This is a genomic window from Actinoplanes sp. NPDC049599 (assembly GCF_044465625.1).
Taxonomy (GTDB): domain Bacteria; phylum Actinomycetota; class Actinomycetes; order Mycobacteriales; family Micromonosporaceae; genus Actinoplanes.
Genome location: NZ_JBITLX010000044.1, coordinates 1 through 1,751 on the forward strand (window position 1 = coordinate 1; position 1,751 = coordinate 1,751).

The 1,751-nt window shown below is 74.5% G+C and carries 2 protein-coding genes; both read right to left on the reverse strand.

What is annotated here, in order from left to right:
• Positions 1-613: 613 nt before the first annotated feature.
• Positions 614-1,072, reverse strand: a complete 459-nt coding sequence (locus ACIBQZ_RS40760) for a hypothetical protein (RefSeq protein WP_396094319.1) — start codon at positions 1,070-1,072, stop codon at positions 614-616.
• The gene (locus ACIBQZ_RS40765) at positions 1,069-1,392 is read right to left on the reverse strand and encodes a hypothetical protein (protein ID WP_396094320.1); all 324 of its coding nucleotides are present in this window, start codon (positions 1,390-1,392) and stop codon (positions 1,069-1,071) included. Before ACIBQZ_RS40765 ends, ACIBQZ_RS40760 begins: the two co-directional genes overlap by 4 nt.
• Between the last annotated feature and the right edge of the window lie 359 nt (positions 1,393-1,751).

Genomic DNA, 1,751 nt, shown 5'->3' on the forward strand with positions numbered 1-1,751 from the left:
TGTCTTCACAAACAACCATCGATGCCCTCCCTTCTCGTCCCGATCAACCCGCCACGCCGCTCACCGACCAAGATTAGGAATCACTCGTCTAGGCGGCCACGTCCAGCAGGTCCGCGTAGGACAGGTGTCACCCGGGGTTGACAGTGACTGGGACACCGTCCTGGGGCACCGTTCGCCCGACGGCCGGCCACCGGTCCGTGCGCGCTTCGCATCGGCCGGCGTAACGCCGGAGCAGGTGCGCGCGGCCCTCGCCGGCGGCCGCGACGGGCTCTTCGCCGCGGGCCGCCGGTGGCCCCGCGGCGAGCTTTCGCCGCGGCCGCCGGCTGGGCCGAGGCGTTCGGCGGCCACCTCGCGGTCGCCCTGATCGCCGCCTCGGTGTCTCCCGGCAGAAGGTCTACGACATCGCCCTGCCCAGCCCCACCGGCTCCTTCATCGACCACGCGCCCTGGAGGCCGCTGTGACAACCCGGAAAGGAGGCCCGACCGTCATGGAAGAGCTCGTCGACCTCGACCCGGACGTGCCGCTCGACGTCCGCTCGTTCACCTTCGGCACGTGCGTGGTGGCCGCGCTGCTGGTCGGCGCCGCCAAGCTGGGGGAGCGGCCGGGGACGCGCTCACCGTCCGTGCCGGGCGGCGAGCGCGTCGACGGCGTTCTTGGCCTCGAGCAGGCTCGCCCCGGTCTCATCGCGGTAGGCCTTGATCGCCGCGATCCGCTGGTCCGCGACGATCAGCCGGAGCACCTCGGGCAGCTCCCGCTCGCGCACGGTGACCCCGAGGTGGGCGACCACGGCGTCCAGCTTCTGCTCGATCGCCCGCAGCCGCGCCGCCGCCCGCTGCTGTTCCCGGCGGGAGTTCGCCGACGACGCCAGGCCCAGCAGGATCAGGCCCGCCAGCAGCACGACGAGCGCCACGGTCATGATGATTTCCATCGGGTCATGGTGCCAAGCCACCGCCAACCAGCCGCCGGGGGCCGCCGCGAATACGGCCGACTCCGGCAGCTCAGCCTCCACCACTGGCAGCGCCGGCGCGATGAGCTCACCCAGCAGCAGGTCCGCCTCGCGGACCGCCGTCACCACGGGGCCGTGGCGGCGTCGCGCGGCGTCAGCAGACCTGTGCCGACCTTGAGCACTGTGGACGCGTGCCCAGCGGCCCACGCCTCGCCGGAGGTGTCCCGGGTGATGACGTGAGCCGGCTCAGCGCTCGCACCGCGGCCGGTGCCCAGGTCAGGAGCGTGTCCACGGGGTCCGCCGATGATGATCGGCGCACCGGGGCGGGCGGCTCCCGCGTCGTCGACCCGGTAGCGCTCTCCGGCGAAGCCGAACGGCTCGCCGGTCCACGGGACGCACAGCACCCGGAGGAACTCGGCGGTCCGGGCCGCGACCGGGCTGACCATCGCGCGGCAGCATCGGCCTGGTGCTCGGCGTGCGACCGGCTTTCCGCGGCTCGCCGAGGCCGTCGTGGACCGCGACATCCCAGATCGTCCGGGTCGTCCCATTCCTGGGGATCCTGCCTGCCGATCCTGGGGCGCCACTGAGGGGCTCGCCTGGGAGCGGGCGCACGCGATCCTGGGCCGGATCGGCCCGAGCCGTCTCTTTCGGTGAGCCGGGCGGTCCTGCCAACGCCGGCTCGCCGCGGCTGCCCACGGCCGCCGCGAGCCGGCGCGACCGGCGCGACCGGCGCGACCGGCGCGACCGGCGCGACCGGCGCGACCGGCGCGACCGGCGCGACCGGCGCGACCGGCGCGACCGGGGG

What these genes read in the sequence shown, in the direction of transcription:
- ACIBQZ_RS40765 (WP_396094320.1), bottom strand. Translation starts at nt 1,392, where the DNA reads ATGGTCAGCCCGGTCGCGGCCCGGACCGCCGAGTTCCTCCGGGTGCTG.